The sequence below is a fragment of the Gammaproteobacteria bacterium genome, from assembly GCA_028817255.1.
Lineage (GTDB): Bacteria > Pseudomonadota > Gammaproteobacteria > Porifericomitales > Porifericomitaceae > Porifericomes > Porifericomes azotivorans.
On the sequence record JAPPQA010000072.1, the window covers coordinates 1 to 18,860 of the forward strand.

The 18,860-nt window shown below is 68.7% G+C and carries 17 protein-coding genes; 9 read left to right on the top strand and 8 right to left on the bottom strand.

Going from position 1 to position 18,860, the window contains the following annotated elements:
• Positions 1 to 403, bottom strand: a 403-nt coding sequence (locus OXU43_03355) for a hypothetical protein (protein MDD9824196.1), incomplete at its 3' end; no start/stop codon positions are given.
• Between the two features lie 501 nt (positions 404 to 904).
• Between OXU43_03355 and OXU43_03360 the strand changes: the two genes are divergently transcribed.
• The 9 genes from OXU43_03360 to glpK all read left to right on the top strand — a co-directional run bounded on the left by OXU43_03360 (position 905) and on the right by glpK (position 12,201).
• Entirely contained in the window at positions 905 to 1,111 is a 207-nt protein-coding gene (locus OXU43_03360; protein MDD9824197.1) for a hypothetical protein, read from the top strand.
• A 312-nt stretch (positions 1,112 to 1,423) separates the two neighbouring features.
• Positions 1,424 to 3,082, top strand: coding sequence for a nitrite/sulfite reductase (locus OXU43_03365; protein ID MDD9824198.1), 1,659 nt, complete (start codon positions 1,424 to 1,426; stop codon positions 3,080 to 3,082).
• Positions 3,069 to 3,560: a DUF934 domain-containing protein gene (locus tag OXU43_03370; protein ID MDD9824199.1), complete on the top strand. Its 492-nt coding sequence runs from the start codon at positions 3,069 to 3,071 to the stop codon at positions 3,558 to 3,560. Before OXU43_03365 ends, OXU43_03370 begins: the two co-directional genes overlap by 14 nt.
• A gap of 58 nt (positions 3,561 to 3,618) precedes the next feature.
• A complete protein-coding gene (locus OXU43_03375; protein MDD9824200.1) occupies positions 3,619 to 4,146 on the top strand; it encodes a hypothetical protein in 528 nt (175 codons plus the stop codon).
• Positions 4,147 to 4,165: 19 nt separating this feature from the next.
• Entirely contained in the window at positions 4,166 to 8,161 is a 3,996-nt protein-coding gene (gene purL, locus OXU43_03380) for a phosphoribosylformylglycinamidine synthase (GenBank protein MDD9824201.1), read from the top strand.
• A 229-nt stretch (positions 8,162 to 8,390) separates the two neighbouring features.
• Positions 8,391 to 9,341, top strand: coding sequence for a protein-methionine-sulfoxide reductase catalytic subunit MsrP (msrP, locus tag OXU43_03385; GenBank protein ID MDD9824202.1), 951 nt, complete (start codon positions 8,391 to 8,393; stop codon positions 9,339 to 9,341).
• A gap of 16 nt (positions 9,342 to 9,357) precedes the next feature.
• Positions 9,358 to 9,990, top strand: a complete 633-nt coding sequence (locus OXU43_03390; GenBank protein ID MDD9824203.1) for a sulfoxide reductase heme-binding subunit YedZ — start codon at positions 9,358 to 9,360, stop codon at positions 9,988 to 9,990.
• 23 nt (positions 9,991 to 10,013) lie between these two features.
• Positions 10,014 to 10,532: a Smr/MutS family protein gene (locus OXU43_03395; GenBank protein MDD9824204.1), complete on the top strand. Its 519-nt coding sequence runs from the start codon at positions 10,014 to 10,016 to the stop codon at positions 10,530 to 10,532.
• Between the two features lie 151 nt (positions 10,533 to 10,683).
• Positions 10,684 to 12,201 (top strand): glycerol kinase GlpK, encoded by a 1,518-nt coding sequence (glpK, locus tag OXU43_03400; GenBank protein MDD9824205.1) that lies wholly within the window; start codon positions 10,684 to 10,686, stop codon positions 12,199 to 12,201.
• Between the two features lie 13 nt (positions 12,202 to 12,214).
• On the opposite strand, the gene OXU43_03405 is transcribed toward glpK, so the two are convergent.
• From OXU43_03405 to OXU43_03435, 7 genes are all read right to left on the bottom strand, one after another.
• Positions 12,215 to 12,649: a DUF2335 domain-containing protein gene (locus tag OXU43_03405; protein MDD9824206.1), complete on the bottom strand. Its 435-nt coding sequence runs from the start codon at positions 12,647 to 12,649 to the stop codon at positions 12,215 to 12,217.
• Positions 12,615 to 13,001: a hypothetical protein gene (locus OXU43_03410; GenBank protein ID MDD9824207.1), complete on the bottom strand. Its 387-nt coding sequence runs from the start codon at positions 12,999 to 13,001 to the stop codon at positions 12,615 to 12,617. Before OXU43_03410 ends, OXU43_03405 begins: the two co-directional genes overlap by 35 nt.
• A 107-nt stretch (positions 13,002 to 13,108) precedes the next feature.
• Complete coding sequence (locus OXU43_03415; protein MDD9824208.1) at positions 13,109 to 13,327, bottom strand: hypothetical protein; 219 nt, start codon at positions 13,325 to 13,327, stop codon at positions 13,109 to 13,111.
• 71 nt (positions 13,328 to 13,398) lie between these two features.
• The gene (pyk, locus tag OXU43_03420; protein ID MDD9824209.1) at positions 13,399 to 14,838 is read right to left on the bottom strand and encodes a pyruvate kinase; all 1,440 of its coding nucleotides are present in this window, start codon (positions 14,836 to 14,838) and stop codon (positions 13,399 to 13,401) included.
• 70 nt (positions 14,839 to 14,908) lie between these two features.
• Complete coding sequence (locus OXU43_03425) at positions 14,909 to 16,156, bottom strand: phosphoglycerate kinase (GenBank protein ID MDD9824210.1); 1,248 nt, start codon at positions 16,154 to 16,156, stop codon at positions 14,909 to 14,911.
• Between the two features lie 14 nt (positions 16,157 to 16,170).
• The gene (gene gap / locus OXU43_03430; protein ID MDD9824211.1) at positions 16,171 to 17,193 is read right to left on the bottom strand and encodes a type I glyceraldehyde-3-phosphate dehydrogenase; all 1,023 of its coding nucleotides are present in this window, start codon (positions 17,191 to 17,193) and stop codon (positions 16,171 to 16,173) included.
• Positions 17,171 to 18,860: transketolase (locus tag OXU43_03435; GenBank protein MDD9824212.1), on the bottom strand; the 1,690-nt coding region annotated here is incomplete at its 5' end. The genes OXU43_03435 and gap, both read right to left, overlap by 23 nt.

Below are 18,860 nucleotides of genomic sequence, written 5' to 3' on the forward strand. Positions count from 1 at the left end.
GGCCGTAGGCGCGGAAGTGTTCGCGCAGCAGTTGCCGCCGCCACGCCTCGCTTTGCTCGGGGAAGCACAGCGCAAGGTTGGCCGCCGCAATGGCGCGGCGTTTTTTGTTTACCGCGCAAAACGCGCTGCCTAACGACGCGCCCACCGCATATACCAGCCGGCGCGGTAGAAACGCGCACAGCCATACCGCGCAGAGCGCCAGCCACACGCCCCAGAATTTCGGGTGCAGAAATGAATAATGAAAAATCGGCCGGTACAATTTCTGCCGCATTTTTTTACGCCGCAAAACGCCGCGGCCCGGAACCTCGGCCGCCGCGGCCAGGCTGTCCCAGGCGTCAGGGTCGCGCGACGCCGGCAGGCGCGCGGCGAAGGCGAGGCCGAGCGCGGCGCCTGCAGGTTCCAATGTCCATCTTCGAGCCTCCGCTTGACATAGGCGATCCCGGATTGGATCGAAGGAGAGTATAGGCAATCGCGGCTAACCTTACATGTACCGGTCCAGTACATATATGGCATTACGCCGCCGACCCGGGTAGAATCCAAACCCGCTCAGGTGCCGCTATCGGTGGAGAGGGCTAAGCTTGCAGGAGTCGCGCCAGTGCCGGGTCTGGTCCTGGCCGGCTAAGAAGCTGCGTCCCTCGTCCAGAATATCGCCCTGCTCCGTGCCTGTCGCCGAATGGGCGGCGGACGCGCCCCGATGGCCCAGAGGTTTGGCCCAGAAATTTGGCCCTGAGATTTTGCGTTGCCGGCTATCCCGTCGCAGGGCGCCGTGGTTTTCCGATGCCTTGCATCGGGCCGGAAACGATGAAATAACTTTATCTATTGGAAACATATGGTATATTTATATACTAATATAGTGTACATATGTCGTACCTGACTGATTTTCAGGTTTTTTGGAGGGTCTAAAATGACGGTTCGGAAACAAAAGACTGCGCCGATCAACGAGTCGCAGTTGGCGGCGGTGCTGGAATATCGCTATGGCGACGGGCAGGTTTACTTGCCCAGGAACGCGCCCCGCAACCTGTTGAGCGAAGCGGTGCAACGCGGACTTGTGGACGCCGAAGGCTATCTCACGCGCCAGGGCCGGATGTTCCTGGCCAGCCATAGCGTCTGAGCCCCGCCGATTGCCTGTCGTTGCCCCGGGAGAGTCGCCGGGGGCGATTGCGGCGCGGCCATTGGGGGGGGCGTCCCCGCGGTCGGCGGCGCGCGGCCGCAATAACCGCCGGCGATGCAGGGATTCCATCGCGCGGCGCCCCTTCGCGCATGTTTCCTTGGCCGGGAACGGGTGGTATGTTATAGGGCCTCTCGCGGCGATTCTCCTGCCGGGGACGGGCGGCGTTTTCGGATCGGAGCTTCGCCGTTGCGATCTTTTCTGGACGGGCGCGCTCTTTTCTGGACGAAAGACCCGCCCGGGCGGAATGACTACATGTATTCATACGACGATTACGACCAGACCCTGGTAAACCAGCGCGTAGCCCAGTTCCGGGAACAAACCCGGCGTTATCTGAAGGGCGAGATCGGCGACGAAGAGTTCCGCCCCCTGCGCCTGATGAACGGCCTGTACCTGCAACGGCACGCGCCCATGTTGCGGGTAGCCATTCCCTATGGCCTGCTGTCCGCGCGGCAATTGCGGATGCTGGCCCACATCGCCCGCAAATACGACAAGGGCTACGGTCACTTCAGTACGCGCCAGAATATCCAGTTCAACTGGCCGCGCCTGGAGCGGGTTCCGGACATCCTCGAAGACTTGGCCAGCGTGCAGATGCACGCCATCCAGACCAGCGGCAACTGCGTCCGCAACATCACCGCCGACCCGCTGGCAGGCATCGCCCGCGACGAATTCCGCGACCCCAGGCCATACTGCGAGATCCTGCGTCAGTGGTCCACGTTGCACCCCGAGTTCTCCTACCTGCCGCGCAAATTCAAGATTGCGGTCAGCGGCGCCCGGCGGGACCGGGCCGCGGTTCAGGTACACGACATCGGCCTGTACCTGGCGCCGCGCCAACAGGGGCGGGAGCAGGGCTTCCGGGTGCTGGTCGGCGGCGGGCAGGGGCGCACGCCCTATATCGGGGTTTGCATCCGGGAACACCTGGAGGAGCGTTATCTGCTCTCCTACCTCGAGTCGATCCTGCGCGTCTATAACCGTTTCGGGCGCCGCGACAACCGCCAAAAGGCCAGGATCAAGATCCTCGTCAACGCGCTGGGGGCCGAACATTTTTCCGAACTGGTCGAACAGGACTGGGAATACGCCCGGCAGTCGCCCGGTTGCCTGCTGGACTCCGCCGAGGTGGAACGGGTCGGCGCCTTTTTCCGCCCCCCCGCCTACGAAGAATCCGCGGCCGACGGCGCCCACCTGGGGCAACTGCGGCAGGACCGGGAGTTCGCGCGCTGGGCGGCGCGCAACCTGGCCGCCCACAAGATGCCCGGCTACGCCATTGTCCATATCTCCCTGAAGGCCCCGCAGGCGCCGCCCGGCGACGCCACCGACCGGCAGATGGACGCCATCGCCGACTTGGCCGAACGTTACAGCTGCGGCGAGATCCGGGTCGCCCATGACCAGAATCTGGTCCTGGGTCACGTGCGCCAGGCCGATCTGTACCCGCTCTGGCAGGCATTGGCGGAGCACGAGCTGACCACTCCCAATATTGGCCTGCTCACCGACATGATCTGCTGCCCGGGGCTGGATTTTTGTTCCTTGGCCAATGCCGGCTCGATCCCCGTCGCCCGCCAGATCAACGAGGCATTTTCCGACCCGGACGCCCTGGCGGAACTGGGCGAGATTCGGGTCAACATCTCCGGTTGCATGAACGCCTGCGGCCACCACCATGTGGGCCATATCGGCATCCTGGGCGTGGACAAAAAAGGCGCGGAATACTATCAATTGACCCTGGGCGGTTCGTCCGGCAACGACGTAGCCCTCGGCGCCCGCCTCGGCCGCGCCATCCCCAAAGAGCGCGTTGCGGAGGCGATCGGCAAACTGATGGAGGTCTATGCGGAAAACCGCCGCGACGGCGAACGCTTCCTGGATACCTACCGCCGGATCGGAGTCGCGTCCTTCCGGGAAAAGGTTTATGAAGGTCATTAAAGACCTGCGCATTGTCGAGGACGGCTGGATCCTGCTGCGCGAGGTTCCGGAGAGCGGCGCCCTGCCGCCGGGCGACATCATCGTGCCCTTTCCCTTCTGGAGCGAGCGGCGCGGCGCGCTGCCCGTCCGGCCCGCGGGCCGGCTCGGAGTCCTGCTCGGCTGCGAGGATCCCCTCGAGGAGCTGGTCCCCTTCCTGGCCGGCATCCCCCTGCTCGCCCTGCTGTTCGAGAAGTTTACCGATGGCCGCTGCTACTCCATCGCCCGCCTGTTGCGCGACCGTCACGGCTACCGGGGCGAGTTGCGCGCCGTGGGCGACGTGCTGCGCGACCAGCTGTTTTTCATGCAGCGTTGCGGGATAAACTCGTTCCAACTGCGCGAGGACCTCGACTTGGAGGATGCGCTGCAGGCATTCCAGGAAGTCACGGTCAAGTACCAGGCATCTTCGGACGGTGCGCCGCCGCTTTACCGTTACCGTTGAGGGCGCGCGCCGCGCCCGGCGGGCCGCGCCCGGCGCCGGCCCGAGCCGCTGCTGAAGCATGGCGGAGGCGGCGGCGAAGGACTACAGCGCCCTCGTCCTGGGTCGGGACAGCGGGCTGCGTTCGCTGCAGGATATCCGGGACAACCGCGCCGCGGCCACTGCGCTGTTGTGCCAGGCGCGCCGCGAAGTGCGGATCGTATCCTGCCGGCTCGCCCCGCCGGTGTTCGACTCCGAGGAGATCGCCGCCGCCGTACGGACCGCCATCGCCGGCAACCGGCGCTTCTCCCTCCATGTCCTGATCTTCGACCCCAAGGGCCTGAGCGGCGGCGGCCATCGCCTGCTGGGATTGAGCGGCCGCCTGGCCAGTTTCGTCCAGTTCCGCAGCCCGTCGCCCGACCGCGAGATCGCCGTCAGGGAATTCCTGGTGGCGGACGGCGCCGGGTTCCTGAATCGCCCCGTCCCCGAGCGCTGGGAGGGGGTGGCGGACTTCAACGATGCATTGCGCTGCCGGGAGCTGCTGGCCGAGTTCGAGGAAATATGGGCCACCGCGGATCAGGACACCGAATTGCGCCGGCTGTCTCTTTGAGCGCCCGCTGAACGGCGGAATGCTCCCAGGCTCGCATCGTCCCCCGCGGGACACCGACGCCTGCACGCGCGCGGCGCCCCCCCCCGGCACGCAGCGGCGCCTGCGGGGCGCGCGCGCCCTGTCTCCGTTTCGCCGCGAAGGACTGTTGCGGCGCTTGCGCGAAACATTGCCGGAACTGCGCGAGTTGTGGGCGGAGTATGTCTATTTCGCGTACTGGCGGCAGCCGCCCTCCCCGGACCAGGGCCGCCGCCTGCGCTCGCTGCTCGCAGGCGCCCAGGCGCCGCTCGATGCCCCCATTCCCGCCGGCGGCCCGCCGCTGCTGGCGTTGCCCCGCGCCCTCTCGCCCTGGTGCAGCAAGGCCACGGAGATCGCGCAAAATTGCGGCCTGAGCGGGCTGTGGCGCCTCGAACGCGCCACCGCGTGGTACTTGGCAGACGACAGCGGCGCCGCCCTGGCCGCCGGCCGGAGCGAACGGGCGGCGCCCCTGCTGCATGACCGCATGACGCAATGGCTGGCGCCGGACTCGGAACAGGCCGCCTCCCTGCTGCTTGCGCCTCCGCCCGGCGCGCCCGGCACGGACAGCGGCGGCGCCGGCCGGCACCGCATCGCCGTGCTGGAAGAAGGGGTCGCGGCGCTGGAGCGCCTGGAGGCCGTCCTGCCGCTGGGTCTCGGCCGCCGCGAGCGGCGCTGCCTGGCGGAACACTTTCGGCGCCTGGGCCGCAACCCTACCGATGTCGAGTTAATGACCTTTGCCCAGTTTCACTCCGAACACTGCCGGCACCAGACCTTTAACGCCTGCTGGGAGATTGACGGCCGCCGCCTGGAGGACACCCCTTTCGCGTTGATTCGCCGCACTGCCGAGGCCGCCGGCGGCGGCCGGGTGCTCTCGGCATACCGCGACAACGCCGCGGTATGCCGCGGCTACAAGGGCTCCCGCTTTTTCCCCGACGCCTCCGGCCGCTACGCGCGGCGCGAGCAAGAGACGCATATTCTGATGAAGGTCGAGACGCACAACCACCCCACCGCCATCTGTCCCCATCCCGGGGCGGCGACCGGCGCCGGCGGCGAGATACGGGACGAAGCGGCCACCGGGCGCGGCGCCCGGCCCGCGGCCGGCCTGGTCGGTTTCAGCGTCTCGCAGTTGCGCATCCCGGGCTTCGCGCAGCCGTGGGAGGCGGCGGCGGAGCCGACGGCGCCGCCGAACCTGGCCTCTGCGCTGCGCATCATGCTGGAGGCGCCGGTGGGCGCGGCGTCCTACAACAACGAGTTCGGCAGGCCCGCCTTGTGCGGTTATTTCCGTTCCTTCGAGCAGCGCATGGCGGACGGCCGCGTCTTCGGTTACCGCAAGCCGGTCATGCTGGCCGGCGGCCACGGCTGCATCCGCGCCGACTCGGTGCGCAAACCGCGGGCGGCGCCCGGAGACCTGCTGGTCGTGCTGGGCGGCCCGGCAATGCGCATCGGTCTCGGCGGCGGCTCGGCCTCGTCGCAGGCTGCCGGCACGGGCGACGCGGACAGCGATTACGCATCGGTGCAGCGCGCCAACGCCGAGATGCAGCGGCGCTGCCAGGAGGTCATAGACCGCTGTTGCGAGTTGGGAGAGCGCAACCCCATCCGCACCATCCACGACGTGGGCGCCGGCGGCTTGGCCAACGCCGTGCCGGAATTGCTGGCGGGCCGCGGCGCCGTCGTTTCTTTGGCTCAAGTGCCGAGCGCGGACCCCGGCCTGCTGCCTCTGGAGCATTGGTGCAACGAGGCCCAGGAGCGGTACCTGCTGGCTATGGCGCCCGCTTCTCTGCCCTGCTTCGAGGAGCGGTGCCGGCGCGAGCGCGCTCCCTTTGCGGTGATCGGCACGGTGCGCGAACAGGACTGTCTGCGCCTGGAAGACGCGCGCGGCAACGGCGCCCCGCCCCTGGAGCTTTCCATGCAGTGGCTGCACGAGGCATTGCCCCCCGCCCGCTGCCGGGCGCGGCGCCGCCCGCGGCCCCGGCAGCCGCTGGATCTGGCCGCCGTGCGCCTGGAAGAGGCCGCCGAACGGGTGCTGCGCCTGCCCGTCGTCGGCGACAAGAGTTTCTTGATCACGATCGGCGACCGCACGGTGGGCGGCCTGACGGCACGCGACCCCATGGTAGGCCCCTGGCAGGTGCCGGTGGCCGATTGCGCCGTAACCGCCGCCTCCTACGACGGGTGGCACGGCGCGGCCATGGCGCTGGGCGAGCGGGCGCCCGTCGCCCTGCTGGATCCGGCCGCCGCCGCGCGGCTGGCGGTGGCAGAGGCGGTGACCAACATTTGCGCGGCGCGCATCCTGTCGCTGGCGGACATCGCCCTCTCCGCGAACTGGCTGGCGGCCCGCGGCGCCCCCGGCATGGACGCCGACCTCTACGACGCCGTGCGCGCGCTCAGCCTGTTCTGCCGCCAGCTCGGCATCGCCGTCCCGGTGGGGAAAGACTCGCTGTCCATGCACGCCGCCTGGCGCGACGCGGGCGGGCGGGAACGCGCGGTGCTTTCGCCCTCGTCCGCGGTGGTCTCGGCCTTCGCCCCGGTGGCGGATATCCGGCGTACGCTGACCCCCGAGTTGCGCGCGGATGCCGGCGAGACGGTCCTGCTGCTCCTGGAGCTCGGCCCGCAACGCCGGCTGGGGGGCTCCGCCCTGGCCCAGGCCTATGGCTGTCTCGGCGCGGCCGCACCGGACGTGGCCGACGCGGCGGCGCTGCGCCGCTTCGCGCGGTTGGTGCAACTGCTCAACGAAACGGGCGACCTGCTGGCCTACCATGACCGCTCCGATGGCGGCCTGTTCGCCGCCCTCTGCGAGATGGCTTTCGCCTCCCGCCGCGGCATAGATCTGGAATTGGATCCGCGGCGCGGCGACCCCCTGGCGCAGCTGTTCTGCGAGGAGATCGGCGCCGTAGTGCAAGTGCCCGCCGCCCGTGCCGGGCAGCTGCTTGCCCTGTTCGCGCGGGAGGCGCGCGATTCCGGTCTGGCCGCCCGGGTGCTGGGCGCCCCTGCCGACGGCCTGCGCCTGCGCATCCGCCATGGCGAGAAACGCATCTACGACCGGGACATCCTCGCCTTGCAGCGCTGCTGGGCCGAGTCCGGGTACCGGCTGCGGCTGCTGCGCGACTGCCCGGAGTGCGCCCGGCAGGAATATGCGCGCCTGCAAGACCGGGCAGACCCGGGGTTGTTCGCGCGCACCGGCGCCGCGTCCGTTCCTGCCGCCCCCGCCCCCGCCTTCGCCATCGCCGGCAAGGCCCGCCCCCGCCTGGCCGTCCTGCGCGAGCAGGGCGTCAACGGCCATATCGAATTGGCGGCCGCCTTCGACCGTGCCGGCTTCGACTGTCTCGACGTGCATATGAGCGACCTGCTGGCGGGCCGGCAATCCCTGCGCGGGTTTCACGGCATGGCGGCCGGCGGCGGCTTCTCCTACGGCGACGTGCTGGGCGCCGGCGGCGGCTGGGCCGGCACGATCCTCCACAACGACGCATTGCGCCGCGAGTTCGCCGATTTTTTCGCCCGCGAAGACACGTTTACCCTCGGCGTCTGCAACGGTTGCCAGATGCTGTCCCGGTTGGCGGAGCTGATCCCGGGCGCGCAAGGTTGGCCGCTCTTTTTCCGCAACGCCTCCGATCGGTTCGAGTCCCGGCTGGTCATGGTGGAAGTATTGCCGTCGCGTTCGGTGCTGCTGGCGGGCATGGCCGGCTGGCAGTTGCCGGTCCCCGTGGCTCACGGCGAAGGCCGCGCCGCCCATGCCGCCCTGCCGTCCGGGCGGGTCTGCCTGCGTTACATAGACCACCGCGGCCGGCCCGCCGAGGCGTACCCTCTCAACCCCAACGGCTCGCCGGGCGGGGGCGCCGGCTTCGCCAGCGACGACGGGCGCGTCACCGCAATGATGCCGCACCCCGAGCGGGCCTTTCTGCGCTGGCAGTTTTCCTGGTTCCCCCGGGATCGGAAGGCGCCGGAGAGTCCCTGGTTGCAGCTGTTCCGCAACGCCCGTCGCTGGCTGGAGAGCGCCGGCCGGTAACGGCGGCAAAGCAGGGAACGGCCGGCTCCTTTGCCGCGGCTGGGCCGTCGCGCTCCCTTTCGGGACGAGTCGGCGCCCTCGCTGCCGGGAAAAACTCTTCGGCGGCGCGGTTCAAGCGCGGATTTGGCGGCGCGCACATAACTCCTGGCATAATTCCTGGCGGCGGCGCCATTTGTGCTATTATGCCTCCAGGTACGGTACGCTAGGAGCATAAAGAAGCGCCATGCTGATCAAACGAGGCTCCGCCTCCGACATCAAGAGCTCGGAAATCACCGAGCGCCGCGTCTTCGAGCAGCGCCGCCGCTTTCTGCGCGGCTCCCTGCTGGCAGGCGCCGCCCTGGCCGCCGGCCCGGCGTCCCTCCTCGCCGCAAGGCTGGAACCGGCAAAGCAGATCATCGAGCAACGGGACAGCCCGTACTCCACCGAAGAAGACCTGACTCCCTACAAGAAGGTCGCCGGCTACAACAATTTCTACGAATTCGGCATTGACAAGCGCGATCCCGCCCGCCACTCCGGGGGCATGACGACGCGCCCCTGGAGCCTGGAGGTTGCCGGGGAGTGCGCCAAACCGGGCACCTACGATCTGGAGGACTTCATCGCCCCCCACAAGCTGGAGGAACGCATCTACCGCCTGCGCTGCGTAGAGGCCTGGTCCATGGTGATCCCGTGGGTGGGCATCCCCATGGGCAAGGCGCTGCAACGTTTCGAGCCCAACTCCCATGCCAAGTACGTCGCCTTCACCACGCTGTACCGGCCGGAGGAAATGCCCGGACAGAAGCGGCAGGTCCTCGATTGGCCCTACCGCGAAGGGCTGCGCCTGGACGAGGCGATGCATCCCTTGACGCTGTTCGCGGTGGGACTGTACGGACAAATTCTGCCGAACCAGAACGGCGCCCCCATCCGCGTCGTGGTGCCCTGGAAATACGGCTTCAAGAGCATTAAATCCATCGTCAGGGTGGAGTTCACCCGCGATCAGCCGCGCACCAGTTGGAACGATTCCAGCCCCCGGGAGTACGGCTTTTACTCCAACGTCAACCCCGAGGTGGACCATCCGCGCTGGAGTCAGAGCAAGGAGCGCCGCATCGGCGACTTTTTCAAACGCCCGACGCAGATGCTCAACGGCTACGCGGAGCAGGTGGGGAACCTGTACGCCGGCATGGATATGGCGAAGTTCTACTGAAACAGCAGCGCCGCGCATGAAAAAAGGCGCCTGGACCCGGCCGGCCCTGTTTGCCGCCTGCTTGATTCCCCTGGCGTTCCTGGTGGGCCGCGGAGCGAGCGGCAACTTCGGCGCCAACCCCATCGAAGAGATCACGCACTTCACCGGCGACTGGGCGCTGTACCTGCTTTTGCTCACCCTGGCGGTCACGCCGTTGCGCCGGCTTTTCGGCTGGAGCCGCCTGGTGCGCCACCGCCGCATGATCGGGTTATTCGCCTTTTTCTACGGCGTGCTGCACTTCCTCACCTATTTCGTGCTGGACCAGTTCTTCGATTGGGCGGAGATCGGCAAGGATATATTCAAGCGCCCCTACATCACCGTCGGCTTCTCCGCCTTCGTCTTGCTGGTGCCGCTGGCCGTCACCTCCACCGACCGCATGATCCGGCGCCTGGGAGGCAAGCGCTGGAAGGCGCTGCACCGCCTGGTCTATGTCTCCGCCACCCTGGCGGTCCTGCACTTTCTCTGGCTGGTCAAGGCAGACGTGCGCGAGCCGGCGATCTGCGGCGGCGTCCTGGCGACGCTGCTCTGCCTGCGCCTGCCGTGGTTCGTATCGTTGTTGCGCCTGTTGCGTATCCCGTTCCTGGCCGGCAGCCGGCCGCGGACGCCGTAGGGAGGCCGTAGGGAGACGCCCCGGTGCCGGACGCCGACAAGGAACTCAGCTTTCGCGAGCACATGGCCCGGGAGGACGCGGCCGCCGCCGGGAGCAAGCGCGAGACGCCGCCGGAAATGCGCCGTCCTCGCCGGCGGGAGGCGGAAGGACAGCGGCGCCCGTCGTTGCGGCAGCCGGTCGTAGAGGAAGGCTGGGGCGGCGTCCGCTACAGTTTCCGCCGCGCCGGGATGCAGGAGCGCGAATTTCAGCGCCTGCGCCGGGGCGGCTACGAAGTCGGCGATGCCTTTTTGGATCTGCATGGCGCGACGGTGGCGGGCGCGCAAGACAAGGTGCGCGGCTTTCTGCGCGACTGCCTGGTGCGCGGCAGGCGCAGGGCGCGCATCGTTCACGGCAAGGGCGCCCGCTCTCCGGACGGCATCCCCGCACTGCGCGAGCCGTTGCGCGAGCAACTGAAACGGGACGCGGACGTGCTGGCGGTCTGGACCGCCAGCCCCAGGGAAGGCGGCAGCGGCGCCCTGAACGTCTATCTCAGGGGCCGCTAACGCGCCCGGCGCGGAACCGGCAGGCGTAGTTCGTTTTGCCAGCGCGCAAGCTATCGGGGGCGGGCGCAGCCCGCGCGATCGCATATTGCGGAGACGCAGGCAGCGGCCGCCTCCTGCCGCCGGCGGCGCGCGCTGCGAAGGCTCTCCGGCGGTGAGCGACCCCTATCTTCTGGCCCTGGACCAGGGCACCACCAGCACCCGCGCCATCCTGTTCGACCGGGGCGGGCGGGCGGCGTACACGGCGCAGCGGGAATTCGCCCAGCACTATCCCGGCAACGGACTCGTGGAACACGACGCCGGGGAGATCTTGCAGACCGCCCTGGCGGTATGCGGCGAGACGCTGGAGTACGCGGCGCGTTCGTCGTTGCAGGTGGCGGCCCTGGGCATCACCAACCAGCGCGAGACGACGGTAGTGTGGGAGCGGCAAAGCGGCAGGCCGGTGCACCGGGCCATTGTCTGGCAGGACCGGCGCACCGCCGCCGTCTGCGAGGACATCCGGGCGCGCGGCCTGGAGGCGGACATCGCCCGCCGCACCGGCTTGCTCGCGGATCCGTATTTCTCCGCCACCAAGATCGCCTGGATCCTCGACCACGTGCCGGGCGCGCGGCTGCGCGCCGAGCGCGGCGAACTGCTGTTCGGCACCACGGATTGCTACCTGGTCTGGCATTTGAGCGGCGGCCGCGTCCACGCTACCGATGCCAGCAACGCCTCGCGTACGCTGTTGTTCGACATCCGCGCGCAGGAGTGGGACCCCTTGCTGCTGGAGCGTTTCCGGGTGCCGCGCGCCATGTTGCCAGAAGTGCGGGACAGCGCCGCCGATTACGGCGAGGCCGTTTTGCTGCGTCCCCCCGGCGGCGGCCGGCTGCCCATCCGCGGCGTGGCCGGAGATCAGCAGGCCGCGGCCATTGGCCAGGCCTGCTTCCGGCCCGGCATGATCAAAGGCACTTACGGCACCGGCTGCTTCTTGCTGATGAACACCGGCGCGGAGGCGGTGGCCTCCGGGAGCCGCCTGCTGAGCACCGTGGCGTACCGCCTCGGCGGCGAGACTTGTTACGCCCTGGAGGGCGCCATATTCAATGCCGGCACGGCGGTGCAGTGGTTGCGGGACCAGCTGGGGCTGCTGCGCTCCGCCGGCGAGAGCGAGGCGTTGGCGCGCCGCGCCCGCGACCATAGCGGCGTGTACCTGGTGCCGGCCTTCACCGGCCTGGGCGCGCCGCACTGGGACGCGCACGCGCGGGGCGGCATCTTCGGCCTTACCCGGGACAGTTCCGCCGCCGACCTGGTGCGCGCGGCGCTGGAGGCGGCCTGCTACCAGACCCTGGACCTGGTGTCGGCCATGGCCGAATTCGGCAGACCGGAGTCCCTGCGGGTGGACGGCGGCATGGCGGCCAACGACTGGCTGCTGCAATTTCTCGCCGACATCCTGGAGTTGCCGGTGGAGCGGCCGCGGCAGATCGAGACCACGGCCCTGGGGGCGGCATACCTGGCCGGACTGCAGAGCGGCGTGTACGCGGATCTTGAGGAGATTGCCGCCAGTCAGCGCGAGGCGCGGCGGCGCTTTACCCCCGCCATGGACGGGGAACTGCGCCGCCGCCTGGTCGGCGGCTGGGCCGAGGCGGTGCGGCGGGTGCGCAGCGACGGCGGCGGCCCGCGCGCCCCTGCCGACTAGCGGCGCATTGCAACTACAAGCCGTTTCTGTGCCGAAGAAAGCGCCCGACAAGGATAACGGCCGTGTTCCCCGCCAATAAGGAGGCGACAACCGTATGTCCTATAGACGTTCCATGCAGAGCGACATACGCGGAAGCGCAGATGCAGAGAACTGCGGTCGCAAAACCGAACACCAGTCCTAGAGAATTTCTACTATTTCGGGAGCCTTGCTCGTTCTCCGCCATTGCCAGGATACGTTCCGCAGCCCCCGGATGGATTTCATCGTATTCCCGGTACACTTTCGGCGGAGGAAGAGGGCCGGAAGAAGATTCGACTGCCAAAACGACAGGCGAAGATTTGCCGGCGATTTTCTCGAGCTGCTCAGGCGTGGCAACGACTGTGGAGTCTTCGCGCCCGGCTTTTTCAGGCGCGGTCTCAGGCGGGCTTTTTGAATCTTGCCGCTTCTTCATCGGCAACGCGCCCGAGCGCATTCTTTATGTAACCGCTCCAGCGTACGCAATCTTCGCTCAGGCGGATCCGATCAAGCAAAAACCCGCTGTTCGGATAGCATTCGGCGTCCTCCGTCCCGCCCAAAGCGCTGAAACCGTCGAGGAAGCCGTTCCAGAAACCCATCGTCCGAGACCGGCGGGCGCCGGCACTGCCGTGCCGCCGTATCAATTCCAGCCGTTCCGTCAATTCCGCGCCGTATTGCTTGAGCGATTCCGCGTCGCATCGCTCGATCAATTCCGTCAGGAGTTTTTCGGTTACGACGATTGTCCGCTCGCGCCGCGGTTGGCGTTGTCCTCTTTTTTGGGCGCTCATCGGCTCAATTTCCCTCCCTCTTTAAGCGGGGATAGTAGGATTCCATGGCGTTTTTTGTCAAGGCGACAAGAGCGCGGGGCTGCGCGGCCCGGGCGCCGGGTCGCCGCTCAGGGTCTGGTCGCGCTCCAGTGCTCGAGCGCCAGGGAAGCGCCCAGGTAGAAGGGCATCAGGGCGACGGCGCAGCCGCCCAGGTCCCAGGGGAAAGGCAGAAACCCGCTGACCAGGATCGCAAGCCCCGCCAGCACCAGCAGCGCCACGCCGGCGACGCCCCGCAGGGGCTTGCCCGCCAGGCCGGCCGGCGCCTTCTTGCTGTCAGCGGCTCGCATCGTCTCGCTCCGTGTCCGGCGGGCGGCCCGTGCCCGGCGCCCCCGCCGCCCGCGGGATTATAGCCCGCCGCCTATACGTCGGGGATGGTGTCTCCGACGCGCAGCAGTTTCATCGTGTTGGTGCCGCCCGACTCGCCCATCCGGTCGCCGCGCGTGATGATGATCAGATCGCCGTCCTTGACGATCTTGCGCCGCACCAGTTCGCCGACGATCGTTTTGTAGATGCCGCGGGAGCGGTCGGCGCTCCTGTCGAAGACGACGGGATAGACGCCGCGGTAGAGCTTTGCCTTGCGGCGGGTGGACACGTGCCGGCTGAAGGCGAAGATGGGCAGCCCGGAACTGATGCGGGACATCCATACGCAGGTGGAACCGGTCTCGGTCAGGGCGACGATGGCTTTGGCATGCACATGGTTGGCGGTGTACATGGCCGCCATGGCGACGCTCTCGTCTATGCGGTCGAAACTCTGGTTGATGCGGTGGTCCGATATGCGCACGGTGCGCTGCTTCTCCGCCTCCTCGCAGACGCGCGAGGCCGCGGCCACGGCCAGTTCGGGAAACATGCCGATGCTGGTCTCCCCGGACAGCAAAATGGCGTCGGTGCCGTCCAGCACCGCGTTGGCGACATCGAAGACTTCGGCGCGCAGGGGGATCTGGTGATCGATCATGGATTGCATCATCTGGGTGGCGGTAATGGCGGCGCGGTCCATGCTTCGCGCCAGCTTGATCAGCCGTTTCTGGACGGTGGGCAGGTTGGCGTCGCCGATCTCCACCCCCAGGTCGCCGCGCGCGATCATGATCGCATCGGCGGCCCGGATAATCTCCTCCGCCCGTTCCAGCGCCTCGGGGCACTCGAATTTGGCAATGACTCCCGCCGTGCAGCCGGCCTCTTCCAGCAGCTGGCGGGCCACCAGGACGTCTTCCTCGTCGCGGACGAAGGAAATGGAAAAGTAGTCCACGCCCAGGGCCGCGCCGTGTTCCAGATCGCCGCGGTCTTTGGGCGAGAAGGCGCGCAACGGGATGCCGCCGCCCTGCAGGCTGACCCCTTTGTTGCTGGACAGCTCGCCGCCGCGCACCACCTTGCAACGCACCTCGTGGTCGGAGATCTCCTGGATCGTCAGCACGATGCGCCCGTCGTCCAGCAGCAGGGTATTCCCCGGCTTCACATTGCGCGGCATGTCCTTGTAGGTGATCCCCACGTGGGTCGCGTCGCCCGCCTGCGTGTCGAGGGCGGTGTCCAGGGTGAAGGTGGCGCCCTCTTTGAGCATGACCCGTTCCGCGTCGAAGCGCTGCACCCGGATCTTGGGCCCCTGCAGGTCGGCGACGATGCCGGCCTCGATCTTGCGCCGGGCCGTTAACTCCCGCACCTCCCGCACCCGGCGCGCGTGGTCTTCCTGCGACTGGTGGGAATAATTGATGCGGAACAGGTCCACGCCCGCGTTCAGCAGTTTCTCCAGCATCCCCGGTTTGTCCGTGGCCGGCCCCAGGGTGGCGATGATCTTGGTTCTCCTCATGGCACTCTCCTCATGGCATTCCTCTCATTGGCATGGATTCTCCGTATTCGTATTCGCGCCGCTTCCCTGGCTACAACTCCCGGCCCCGCTCCATGGCCGCCCAGGCGCGGGCCGACTCCATGAGCATGTTTACGCAGGGGAGGCTGCCCCGCTCCAGAAAATGCAGGAAGGCGCCGCCGCCGGTGGAGGCGAAGGAAACCCCGTCGGGCGCGCCGAAGCGGGCCAGCGCCTCCAGGGTGTTGCCGCCCCCGGCGATGGAACGCGCCTCCCGGTTCTGCGCGATCGCCTCGACGACGAGGCGCGTGCCGGCGCTGAAGGGGGCCATCTCGAACACTCCCGGCGGGCCGCTCCACAAGATCGTGCCCGCTTGCCGCAACAGCGCGCCGACCTGGTCGCGGGTCCGCGGCCCCCAGTCCAGAATGATCTCGTCAGCCGCGACCTCCGCGATCCGGCACTCGCGGCACTCGGCGTCTTCCCGGCAGTGCCGGGCGCAGACCGCGTCCGCGGGCAGCAGCAGGCGCTCGGCTTGGGGGTGCGCGAGCAGCGTGCGGGCCGCTTGCAGGTCGCCCTCCTCCACCGCCGCCAGGGAGGCGCCCACGCCGTGGCCGGCGGCGGCCAGCAGGGCGTTGCCGATCGCGCCGCCCGCGACCAGGCGGTCGGCCTGGCGCAGGAGGTTTTTCAGCACCCCCAGCTTGCTCTCCAGCTTGGCCCCCCCCACCACGGCGACCAGCGGCCGCCCGGGCGCCTCCAGGCACTGCGACAGCACTTGCAGTTCGCGCAGCAACAGCGGCCCCGCACAGGAGACCGGGGCGTATTTCACGATGCCGTACACGGAGGCATGCCGCCGGTGGCAGACGGCGAAGGCGTCGTTCACGAATACCTGGCACAGCGCCGCCATGCGCCGCGCCAGGTTGTCCTCGTTGTCGGTTTCGCCGGCCTCGAAGCGGACGTTTTCGCACAGCACCACCTCTCCGGGCGACGCCTCCGCCCCGTCCAGCCAGTCGCGCTGCAGGCGCACCGGGCACCCCAGCGACTTCGACAGCCGTTCCGCCACCGGGCGCAGGGAGAGGGCCTCGTCGTAACGGCCCGCCACCGGCCTGCCCAGATGCGACACCACCAGCACGCTCGCCCCCGCTTGCAGCACCTGGCGCAAGGTGGACAAGCTGGCCTGGATGCGGGCGTCGTTGCCGATCTGTCCGTCCGTTAGCGGCACGTTGTAGTCCTCGCGGATCAGCACCCGCTTGCCGGCCAGGTCCAGCCGGGAGAGCTCGAGCAGGGGGGAGAAGTCCGCTTCTCCAGTCGTGTCCGCCGCATCCATCGCCGGCATCGGCCTCAATCCGGCGCCCGCGCCCAGGCGCAGGCCACATCCAGCATCCGGTTGGCGAAACCCCACTCGTTGTCGTACCAGGCCACCACCTTGACCAGGCCGCCGCCCAGGATGCGGGTCATCGTGGCGTCGTAGATCGCGGAAGCCGGATTGTGGTTGAAATCCACGGACACCAGGGGCTCGTCGCAAAACTCCAGGACGCCGTCCAGAGGGCCGTTCGCCGCCTCGCGCATCAAAGAGTCTATCTCCTGGACGCTGGTCTCGCGCGCCGCCTGGAAGGTGAGGTCCACCATGGACACGTTCATTGTCGGCACCCGGGCCGCGTAGCCGTCCAGCCGGCCCGCGAGCTCCGGCAACACCAGTCCCACCGCCCTGGCGGCCCCGGTGCCGGTGAGGACGATGGACTGGGCCGCCGACCGCGCCCGCCGCGGATCCTTATGGAAGGTGTCGGTCAGCACCTGGTCGTTGGTGTAAGAGTGCACCGTCGTCATCAGCCCTTGCAGGACGCCGATATGCTCGTGCAGCACCTTGACCACCGGCGCCAGGCAGTTGGTGGTGCAGGAGGCGTTGGAGACCACCGTGTGCGAGGCCCGCAGGCGGTCGTGGTTCACGCCGTGCACCACCGTGGCGTCCACGTCTTTTCCGGCGGGCGCGGAGATCAGCACTTTCTTGGCGCCGGCTTGCAGGTGCGCCTCGGCCGCGGCGCGATTGGCGAACAGACCGGTGGCCTCGAACACCACGTCCACGCCCAGGTCGCCCCAGGGCAGGCGCCCGGGGTCGCGCTCGGCAAGGATGCGGATGCGGTCGCCGTTCACTCGCATCGCGCCCGCGTCCTTTTCTACCTCGACCGTGCCGGGGAAGGGGCCGTGCGTGCTGTCGCGGCGCGTCAGCAGGGCGTTGATCTCCGCGTCGCCCAGGTCGTTCACCGCGACGATGCGGATCTCGTCCGGGCGCTCCCGTTCGTAATGGGCGCGCAGGATGCAGCGCCCGATGCGGCCGTAGCCGTTAATCGCGACTTGAATTGTCATTTGCAGCCTCCATTGCAGCCTCCGTCCCGGCGCCGCCCGTGCCGGAGTCCCCGAGCATGGCGACGGCCAGCCGGGTCAATTCCTCCCGGGTCAGGCGAAAATGGCGAAACACCTCCGCGCCGGGGGCGGAGACGCCGAAATCCTGCACGCCCAGCATCCGTCCCCGCTCGCCCAGGTAGCGGTGCCAGCAGTCCGCCACCCCCGCCTCCACGGCAATCCGAAGCCGGCAGGAGGGGGGCAGCACGGAATCCCGGTACGCCCGCTCCTGGCGCTCGAATACGTCCATGGACGGCATGGAGACCACCCGCACCCGGCGCCCCCGCCGGGTCAGCTCCTCCGCGGCGGCCAGCGCCAGCGACACCTCCGAGCCGGTCGCGATCAGGAGCAATTCCGGCGCCGCGCCGCCGCCGGCCAGCACGTATCCGCCGCGCCGGATCGCCGCCGTCTGTTCCGGCGTCCGCTCGATGCGCGGCAGGCTCTGGCGCGAGAACAGCAGCGACGTGGGGCCGTCGCGCCGCTCCAGGGCCGCCCGCCACGCCTGCGCGCTCTCGGCCGCGTCGCAGGGCCGCCAAAGGGACATATTGGGCACCAGGCGCAGGCTGGCGGCATGTTCCAGCGGCTGGTGGGTGGGGCCGTCCTCCCCCAGGCCGATCGAGTCGTGCGTGAATACGAATATATTGCGCAGTCGCATCAGCGCCGCCAGGCGCAGGCCGTTGCGGGCGTAGTCGGAGAACACGAGGAAGGTGCCGCCGTAGGGCACGAAGCCGCCGTGCAGCGCCAGGCCGCTGTTCACCGCGACCATGGCGAATTCGCGCACGCCGTAGTGGATGTAATTGCCGTCCGGCTGTTGCGGCCCATTCGGGCGCGAGCCGCTCCAGGCCGTCAGGTTGGAGCCGCTCAGGTCGGCAGAGCCGCCGATCAATTCGGGCAGCAGGGCGCCGAATGCCTCCAGGCATTGCTGCGACGCCTTGCGGGTCGCCATGTCGCCGGGCGCGCGGCTCAACTCCGCCACGATCTCCTGCGCCCGTTGCGGCCATTCGGCGGGCAGTTCGCCGCGCATGCGCCGCTCGAATTCCGCCGCCGCTTCCGGGTGCCGGCGGCGGTAGTCCTCGAAGCGCTCCCGCCACCGGGCCTCGGCGCCGCGCCCGCGGGCGCGCGCGTCCCATGCCTGGTAATACTCGCCGGGGATCTCGAAGGGCGCGTAACTCCAGCCCAGCCGCTCCCGGCAGCGGGCCACTTCCCCGGCGCCCAGCGGCGCCCCGTGGCAGTCGGCGCTGCCCTGTTTGCCGGGAGAACCCCAGCCGATCACGGTGCGAAAGCAGAGCAGCGACGGCCGCTCCGCGCAGGCCCGCGCCTCCTCGATGGCGGCGCGGATTCGCTCCGGGTCGTGGCCGTCTATGTCGCGCACCACGTGCCAGCCGCAGGCGGCGAAGCGCGCCGCCGTGTCGTCTATGAACCAGCCGGCCACGTCGCCGTCTATGGACACCCCGTTGTTGTCGAACAAGGCGATCAGTTTGCCCAGCCCCAGCACGCCCGCCAGCGCCGCCGCCTCGTGCGACAACCCTTCCATCAGGCAGCCCTCGCCCACGGAGACGTAGGTGCGGTGATTGACGATCTCCGCCCCGTCGCGGTTGAAGCGCGCGGCCAGCGTCCGCTCGGCCAGGGCC

Coding starts and splice junctions, on each gene's coding strand:
- OXU43_03360 (MDD9824197.1), top strand. CDS start 905: ATGACGGTTCGGAAACAAAAGACTGCGCCGATCAACGAGTCGCAGTTG.
- OXU43_03365 (MDD9824198.1), top strand. CDS start 1,424: ATGTATTCATACGACGATTACGACCAGACCCTGGTAAACCAGCGCGTA.
- OXU43_03370 (MDD9824199.1), top strand. CDS start 3,069: ATGAAGGTCATTAAAGACCTGCGCATTGTCGAGGACGGCTGGATCCTG.
- OXU43_03375 (MDD9824200.1), top strand. CDS start 3,619: ATGGCGGAGGCGGCGGCGAAGGACTACAGCGCCCTCGTCCTGGGTCGG.
- purL (MDD9824201.1), top strand. CDS start 4,166: ATGCTCCCAGGCTCGCATCGTCCCCCGCGGGACACCGACGCCTGCACG.
- OXU43_03390 (MDD9824203.1), top strand. CDS start 9,358: ATGAAAAAAGGCGCCTGGACCCGGCCGGCCCTGTTTGCCGCCTGCTTG.
- OXU43_03405 (MDD9824206.1), bottom strand. CDS start 12,649: ATGAAGAAGCGGCAAGATTCAAAAAGCCCGCCTGAGACCGCGCCTGAA.
- OXU43_03410 (MDD9824207.1), bottom strand. CDS start 13,001: ATGAGCGCCCAAAAAAGAGGACAACGCCAACCGCGGCGCGAGCGGACA.
- OXU43_03415 (MDD9824208.1), bottom strand. CDS start 13,327: ATGCGAGCCGCTGACAGCAAGAAGGCGCCGGCCGGCCTGGCGGGCAAG.
- pyk (MDD9824209.1), bottom strand. CDS start 14,838: ATGAGGAGAACCAAGATCATCGCCACCCTGGGGCCGGCCACGGACAAA.
- OXU43_03425 (MDD9824210.1), bottom strand. CDS start 16,156: ATGGATGCGGCGGACACGACTGGAGAAGCGGACTTCTCCCCCCTGCTC.
- gap (MDD9824211.1), bottom strand. CDS start 17,193: ATGACAATTCAAGTCGCGATTAACGGCTACGGCCGCATCGGGCGCTGC.